This is a genomic window from Streptomyces sp. NPDC097619 (genome assembly GCF_040302735.1).
Lineage (GTDB): Bacteria > Actinomycetota > Actinomycetes > Streptomycetales > Streptomycetaceae > Streptomyces.
Genome location: NZ_JBEOSD010000257.1, coordinates 1 through 6608, shown reverse-complemented (window position 1 = coordinate 6608; position 6608 = coordinate 1). Strand labels below are relative to the sequence as shown.

7 protein-coding genes, 1 tRNA gene and 1 other RNA gene are annotated in these 6608 nt (G+C 74.9%); 6 read left to right on the top strand and 3 right to left on the bottom strand.

The genetic code is table 11. From position 1 onward, the window contains the following. Nucleotides 1–430 precede the first annotated feature (430 nt). Both ABTZ17_RS35635 and ABTZ17_RS35630 read right to left on the bottom strand, forming a co-directional pair. Nucleotides 431–724, bottom strand: a complete 294-nt coding sequence (locus ABTZ17_RS35635) for a hypothetical protein (protein WP_352199962.1) — start codon at nucleotides 722–724, stop codon at nucleotides 431–433. A gap of 170 nt (nucleotides 725–894) precedes the next feature. After that, nucleotides 895–1281 (bottom strand): hypothetical protein, encoded by a 387-nt coding sequence (locus ABTZ17_RS35630; protein ID WP_352199961.1) that lies wholly within the window; start codon nucleotides 1279–1281, stop codon nucleotides 895–897. Between the two features lie 444 nt (nucleotides 1282–1725). Between ABTZ17_RS35630 and ABTZ17_RS35625 the strand changes: the two genes are divergently transcribed. From ABTZ17_RS35625 to ABTZ17_RS35610, 4 genes are read left to right on the top strand one after another with little or no spacing between them, the layout of a single operon-like run. Beyond that, nucleotides 1726–2112, top strand: coding sequence for a hypothetical protein (locus tag ABTZ17_RS35625; RefSeq protein WP_352199960.1), 387 nt, complete (start codon nucleotides 1726–1728; stop codon nucleotides 2110–2112). 35 nt (nucleotides 2113–2147) lie between these two features. Beyond that, the gene (locus tag ABTZ17_RS35620) at nucleotides 2148–2939 is read left to right on the top strand and encodes an ATP-binding cassette domain-containing protein (RefSeq protein ID WP_352199959.1); all 792 of its coding nucleotides are present in this window, start codon (nucleotides 2148–2150) and stop codon (nucleotides 2937–2939) included. Then, nucleotides 2936–4234: a hypothetical protein gene (locus ABTZ17_RS35615; RefSeq protein ID WP_352199958.1), complete on the top strand. Its 1299-nt coding sequence runs from the start codon at nucleotides 2936–2938 to the stop codon at nucleotides 4232–4234. The genes ABTZ17_RS35620 and ABTZ17_RS35615 overlap by 4 nt, the downstream gene beginning before the upstream one ends. Then, nucleotides 4231–4845 (top strand): hypothetical protein, encoded by a 615-nt coding sequence (locus ABTZ17_RS35610; RefSeq protein WP_352199957.1) that lies wholly within the window; start codon nucleotides 4231–4233, stop codon nucleotides 4843–4845. Before ABTZ17_RS35615 ends, ABTZ17_RS35610 begins: the two co-directional genes overlap by 4 nt. 102 nt (nucleotides 4846–4947) lie before the next feature. Here the strand turns inward: ABTZ17_RS35610 and ABTZ17_RS35605 are convergent. Further along, nucleotides 4948–5035 (bottom strand) — tRNA-Ser (locus ABTZ17_RS35605). A gap of 141 nt (nucleotides 5036–5176) precedes the next feature. On the opposite strand from ABTZ17_RS35605, the gene ffs reads away from it, so the two are divergent. Both ffs and ABTZ17_RS35595 read left to right on the top strand, forming a co-directional pair. Then, nucleotides 5177–5275: signal recognition particle sRNA small type (gene ffs, locus ABTZ17_RS35600), an RNA gene on the top strand. 43 nt (nucleotides 5276–5318) lie between these two features. Continuing rightward, a partial coding sequence (locus ABTZ17_RS35595; RefSeq protein ID WP_352199956.1) for a DNA polymerase III subunit gamma and tau occupies nucleotides 5319–6608 on the top strand: 1290 nt, incomplete at its 3' end.

Below are 6608 nucleotides of genomic sequence, written 5' to 3'. Positions count from 1 at the left end.
GGGGGGGGGGGGGGGGGGGGGGGGGCGGGGGGGGGACGGGGGCGCGTACGGCGGTCCCGCCGGGCGGTGGGGCCGGCGGGCGGGTGCCCGGGACCGGGTGCGGTCAGGGCCGGCCGGGTCCGGTCGGGCGCGGATTCGGCCCTTTCGACCGGTCGGAAACGGACCAAAGACCGCCCCTCCCGGCCCCCGGCCCCCCGCACACTGGTCAAGGAGCCGGTTCCCGGGCCCCGTGGTCGAACCTCACGTGACCACTCTCCGTTGCCGAGGGCCCGGGAACCGGCTCTCCCCCATCCCGCCCCGGGACCGCACCCGACGGACACCGCGCGGCACCCCGAACCCTCCCCGGTCCGCTGCCGCCCTCCCCGGTCCGCCGGACGCCCGCCCGATCCGACCCGGCGCCGCCGATCCGACCCGGCGCCGCCGGTCCGACCTAGCGCCGCCGGTCCACCGACGGCCCGTCCAGCGTGGGCACGGGCACCGGCAGGGGCGCTCGCTCCGGGGCCGGCACCGCACCGGCGGCCGGGACCACGGCCTTCTCGGTCTTCTTCTCGGCCTGCTCGCCGGCCCTCTCGGCGGCGTTCTCGGTGACCTGTTCGGGCGTCTTCGCCGAGGTGGTCGTGGCGGCCGTGTCCTTCGAGGCGCGGCCCTGGGCGGCCCGGGGCGTGATCCGGGCGGCCTCGGCGCGCAGCATGGCGTTCAGGGCGGCGTAAGCGTCAAGGGGCATGACGAAGTCCTTCGGTGCGTGGGGGGTGAACGGGGAAGCGGCCCGGACGGCTCTCGGCCGCCCGTCCGCGGCGCACCGGACCCGTCCGGCCTGCCCCGCGCGGCCCAGCGCGGCCGCCCTCCGGGCGCCCGCCGCCGCACGGGCCCGTCCGGGCCCGGTTCGACCCGCTCTCAGCAGCGCATCACCGCGCAGCGCAGCACCCGCAGGGACTCCGGCACCGGTCCGTGCCCGCCGCGCACCACCCCGGGAAGCCCGCCGGCCGGTACGGCCGGATGCCCACCGGGCCGACGCGTGCGGGCCCCGTCGGCCCCGCGCGGCAGCCGTCCGGCGGCACTCGCGCCGTGCCGTACGGCGGCCCGCTGCTGCTCCGGCTCCGAGGACGCCGGGTCCTTGTGACCCTCCCGCCCCTCACCGCCGGGCTCCGCGGGCCCCGAGAGCGACCGGGACGGCCCGGCGGCCGAGGCCGCGGCACTCCCGGCCCCGGCCGCCGACAGGCAGAGCAGCAGCGCACAGCAGACCGCCACCCACCTCGCCAGGACACACCGGATCCCGCTCATACCGAAGGATCTGCCCGCCGGGCACCGTCCCCTGCCCGCTCACCCCGCAGAACCCCCCGACCGGCCCACCCCACCGCACCCGCGCGACCCCCAACCGGGTGACGCACCGTCACGATCCGTGTGGGCGCGCGCTGTCGACCCCCTGACGGGCCGTCCCTCCTTCCGGGCCCCGGAGCGTCCTCCCGCCCCGACGCAACCGGGTTTACCGGGCGGAATCCGCTCCCTTTGCGTCATTCGACGCGGACGCGTCGGATCCCTCCCTGGTCGGACGCCTCCCGGGCGACGGGTTCCGGCCATCTGCCCCGCGCTGTGATCACGGTCACTCCGGGGCCCCCGGTGCCGGAGTTACGGTCACTCCGCTCACGTTTGCAAAGTTCAGACACGAGGGGGAATCGCTCGATGTTCTCGAAGTACTCCATACTCTCGACGCGTTCGCGCAAGCGCATGACCGCTGTCGGTCTGGCCACCGTCCTGGCGCTTCCGGTCGGCGTCGCAGCCGCCGGTGAGATCACGAACAGCCGCCTTCCGTTTTCGATCGCGACCTCCGGGTCCGCGGAGGACGGCGACCGTTGGAACGGGCCCGGTTCCGGCCACGCCCGCGCCTGCGGTGACGTCCCGACCTCCGACCTGAAGACCTTCAGCGGATACGTTTACCAGGACAAGTCGTTCCTGCCGGACCCGCAGATCGCCTCCACCTCGCGGAACTACTCCTCGGGCTACGGATGCGGCTCGTACGGTGGCACCACCACCGGCGGCAAGTACTACACCAAGGCCACCTGGGCCGGTGTCCCCGGCAGCCGTGCCTACGGCTACGTGGCCGCCGAGAACTGAGAACCAGTCGGGAAACAGTGTCAGTCGACAGTGACATGACCGCGACCGGCCCCGGGCCGGTCGCGGTCGTCGACGGAGCCACGGTCCGCTACAAGACCCTGGTCGCCCTCGACGGCGTGCGCGCGGAGTTCCACACCGGTACCACCGCCCTGCTCGGCCCCAACGGCGCCGGCAAGACCACCCTGCTCTCCCTGCTGAGCACCGCCCGGCAGCCGCACGAGGGGACGGTCTCCCTGCTCGGGGAGCCCGTGCGCGGCCGCTCCGGTACCCGCCGGGTGCGCGAGCGCATCGGCGTGCTGCCCCAGTCCTTCGGCTACTACCCGCGCTTCACCGTCCGCGAGTTCGTCGAGTACGCCGCCTGGCTCCGCAAGGTCCCCGCCGGCGAGCGGCGCGCCCGCGTCACGGAGGCCCTGCGCCTGGTCGAGCTGGAGAAGTACGCGGACCGCCGGATGGGCGCCCTCTCCGGCGGCATGCTCCGCCGCGCAGGCATCGCCCAAGCCGTCGTCAACCGACCCGCGCTGGTCCTCCTCGACGAGCCCACCGTCGGACTCGACCCCGCCCAGCGGGTCGGCTTCCGCGCCCTCATCCGCGACCTCGGCGAACGCTCCGCCGTCGTGATGAGCACCCACCTCGCCGAGGACGTGGCCCACGTCTGCGACCGGGTGCACGTCCTCCTCGAAGGCCGGATGCGGTTCACCGGCAGCGCCGCCGACCTCTGCGCGCGGGCCGCCGACCACGACGGCGCCGCCCTCGACGGCCCGGCCGTCGAAGCCGGGTACCTGGCCGTGGTCGCCGAACAGGCCGAAGGAAACGGGGTCCCCGCGTGATCCGCGTCCTGCTGCACGAGATCCGGCGCGGCGAAGCGGGCAAGGTGGCCGCCCTGTGCGCCGTCATCGGCGTCTGGTCCCTCGCCTCCGCCGACCCCGCGACCAGTGACTGGATCGGCTGGTGGACCCAGACCAGCGTCGAGGTCCAGGTCTTCGGCGTGATCGTGATGGGCTCCCTGATGAGCGCCGCCGCCGCGTGGACCGCCGGCCGGGACGGCCGCACCCGCGCGCACGCCTGGGCCGACACCACCCCCCGCGGCGGCTGGCCCCGCACCCTCCTCCTCGCCGGCGCGGCCTGGCTCTGCGCCCTCGCCGTGTACGCCCTGCTCACCGCCGTCGCCTTCGCCCGCACCGCGGAGGTCAGCGAGGTCACCGCCCCGGTCTGGACCCCGCTGCTGCTCGCCGCGGCCATGACCGGCCTCCAGATCGCCGCCGGCGTCGCCGCGGGCAGCCTGCTGCCGTCCCGGATCACCGCCCCCGCCATGGGCGTCCTCTGGTACCTCGCGTTCGTCGTCTTCGCCTTCGTCCCCGCCTCGCCCGTGGCAGCCCTGTTCCCCGCCATCGACGAGCACTGGGACGCCGCCTTCCTCCCGAACACCGCCCGGCTCCTCACCGCCACCGCCTGGTGCGCGGCGGCCGCCCTGGTCCTCCTCGCCCTGCCCGCCCTCGTACGCCGCGCCGTGCTCCGCCCCGGCCCCGCCCTGGCCGTCCCGGCCGCCGTCGCCCTGGTGGCGGGCGGCGCCCTGCTGACCTTCCGGGCCCCCGAGCCCGACCCGTTCTGGGCCGTCCGCACCCCGCAACCCGCCGCACCCGTGTGCGCCACCAGTGGACGCACCGAAGCCTGCCTGTGGCCCGCCGACCGTCACCTGCTGCCCGCCGCGCGCGCCGCGGTCACCACAGTGGACCGGGCGCTGGGCTCCCTCGACGGCTTCCACCGCGAATTCCGCCAGACCGGACTGCGGCTCGACGGCCCCGGAACGGCGGAACTCCCCGTCTACCGGCCCGTGGTCGACACCCGCACCATGACCGGCGCCATGTTGGACGCCGCCCTGCCCCAGCCCCCCAGCGGCTGCTCCCCGCACCTGCTGAAGGTGACCGGCGGCTACCCCGACACCTTCCTCCTTCAGGCCGTGCTCCTGGCCCGGGCCGACTTCCCTGGCCCCTACTACGGGGAACAGTTCGCCGCCGCCCTCGAAGGCGTCCTCAAGGCTCCGGCCGCCGCCCGCGACCAGTGGCTCTCGGCCGCGGCCCGCGAGATCGGCGCCTGCCGCCCCGTCCCCCCGCCGCCCCGGTGAACCCCGCCCTCGCGCTCGCCCGCAGCCGCGGCCTGCCCCGGGCGGCCCTCCTCACGACCGCGGTCGCGGCGGCCACGGCCCTCTTCACCCGGGGCCAGGTGGAACTCCCCGACTTCCGCCACCTCGTCGACTACGCCGTGCCCGTGGCCGCGGTCGCCCCCGTCGCGTACGCCGTCGTCCTCGGCACCACCCTGCACTCACCCATGGCGGACCTCGAACGGACCTCGGCCCGCCCCTTCGGGCTCTACCGGCGCGCCCAGGTCCTGCTGCTGACCCTCTTCGCGATCGCCCTGTCGGCCCTTCCCCTGGCCACCGGCCTGTCCACCGAGGTCTTCGCCGCCTCGGCCCGCAACGCCGCCGGCCACCTGGGCCTCGCCGTGATCAGCGCCCGCCTCTTCGGCAGCGGCCTCGCCTGGCTGCTCCCCCTGGGCGTCTTCGGCCCGACCCTCCTCCTGGGCGTGGCCGAGGACAACACCCCCGAGTGGTGGGCCTGGTCCCTGCACCCGGCCTCCTCCACGACGGCCCTGGCCCAGGCCGCAGCCCTCTGGCTCACCGCGCTGGCCCTCCCCGTCCCCCCACCCCACCCGGAAGACCGAGCCGAATCCCCCTGACCCACCCCCACCGCCCGCGCGCGGGACGGAAACCGGTCCGGGACAAACGAAAAGCCCCGCTGCGAGCAGCGGGGCTTTTCGACTTCGTGCCCGGTGAGGCACTGGCGGAGGATACGAGATTCGAACTCGTGAGGGGTTGCCCCCAACACGCTTTCCAAGCGTGCGCCCTAGGCCACTAGGCGAATCCTCCGCGACGAACAATACAAGACGTTGGGGGGTGCTCGCGAACCCGTCCTCCTGCGGGGGTCCCGGGCGGGGGTCCGGGTGGAAGACGAGGTGGGTCGGGGTGGGGGGACGGTCGAACACGGGGCGCTTCATCCGCTACGCTGGGGCCAGCCCCTCACGTGGCGCTATCTCACCCAACTCCCCCAGGGCCGGAAGGCAGCAAGGGTAAGTGGGCTCTGGCGGGTGCGTGGGGGGCGCTTTGTGTTCCGCGGCGGTCGTTGTCGGCGGGCCCGGATACGCTCGTAGACGTGTCGTCCCTTGCGCTGTACCGCCGCTATCGCCCCGAGTCGTTCGCCGAGGTCATCGGGCAGGAGCATGTCACTGCCCCGCTGATGCAGGCCCTGCGGAACAACCGGGTCAATCACGCGTACCTGTTCAGCGGGCCGCGCGGCTGCGGCAAGACGACCAGCGCGCGCATCCTCGCCCGCTGCCTCAACTGTGAGCAAGGTCCCACCCCCACCCCCTGCGGGGAGTGCCAGTCCTGCCGGGACCTGGCCCGCAACGGCCCGGGATCCATCGACGTCATCGAGATCGACGCCGCCTCGCACGGTGGCGTGGACGACGCCCGGGACCTGCGCGAGAAGGCCTTCTTCGGGCCCGCCTCCAGCCGGTACAAGATCTACATCATCGACGAGGCGCACATGGTCACCTCGGCGGGCTTCAACGCCCTGCTGAAGGTGGTCGAGGAGCCGCCGGAGCACCTCAAGTTCATCTTCGCGACCACCGAGCCGGAGAAGGTCATCGGGACCATCCGCTCGCGCACCCACCACTACCCCTTCCGGCTGGTCCCCCCGGGCACCCTGCGGGACTACCTGGGCGAGGTCTGCGGCCGCGAGGAGATCCCCGTGGCCGACGGGGTGCTGCCCCTGGTGGTGCGGGCCGGCGCCGGATCCGTGCGCGACTCCATGTCCGTGATGGACCAGCTCCTCGCCGGCGCGACCGAGGAGGGGGTGACGTACGGCATGGCCACCTCGCTGCTCGGCTACACCGACGGCTCCCTGCTCGACTCGGTGGTGGACGCCTTCGCCGCCGGGGACGGCGCGGCGGCCTTCGAGGTGGTGGACCGGATCGTCGAGGGTGGCAACGACCCGCGCCGCTTCGTCGCCGACCTGCTGGAGCGCCTGCGCGACCTGGTGATCCTGGCGGCCGTGCCGGACGCCGGGGAGAAAGGGCTCATCGACGCCCCGACGGACGTGGTCGAGCGGATGCAGGCGCAGGCGTCGGTGTTCGGGGCGGCGGAGCTCTCGCGCGCCGCGGACCTGGTCAACGCCGGCCTGACCGAGATGCGCGGGGCCACCTCGCCGCGGCTCCAGCTGGAGCTGATCTGCGCCCGGGTGCTGCTGCCCGCGGCCTTCGACGACGAGCGGTCGGTACAGGCCCGCCTGGACCGGCTGGAGCGCGGCGCCGGCGCGGCCGCGGCGGCCGCCTTCAGCGCGGGCGGTCCCGCGATGGCGTACGTACCGGGCCCCGAGGGGCACGCCATGGCCCCGCTGCCCGGTGGCGCCCAGGGCGGTGCCCCGGTGGCCCCCGGTGGCGGC

What these genes read in the sequence shown, in the direction of transcription:
- ABTZ17_RS35620 (WP_352199959.1), top strand. Translation starts at nt 2,148, where the DNA reads ATGACCGCGACCGGCCCCGGGCCGGTCGCGGTCGTCGACGGAGCCACG.
- ABTZ17_RS35630 (WP_352199961.1), bottom strand. Translation starts at nt 1,281, where the DNA reads ATGAGCGGGATCCGGTGTGTCCTGGCGAGGTGGGTGGCGGTCTGCTGT.
- ABTZ17_RS35635 (WP_352199962.1), bottom strand. Translation starts at nt 724, where the DNA reads ATGCCCCTTGACGCTTACGCCGCCCTGAACGCCATGCTGCGCGCCGAG.
- ABTZ17_RS35625 (WP_352199960.1), top strand. Translation starts at nt 1,726, where the DNA reads ATGACCGCTGTCGGTCTGGCCACCGTCCTGGCGCTTCCGGTCGGCGTC.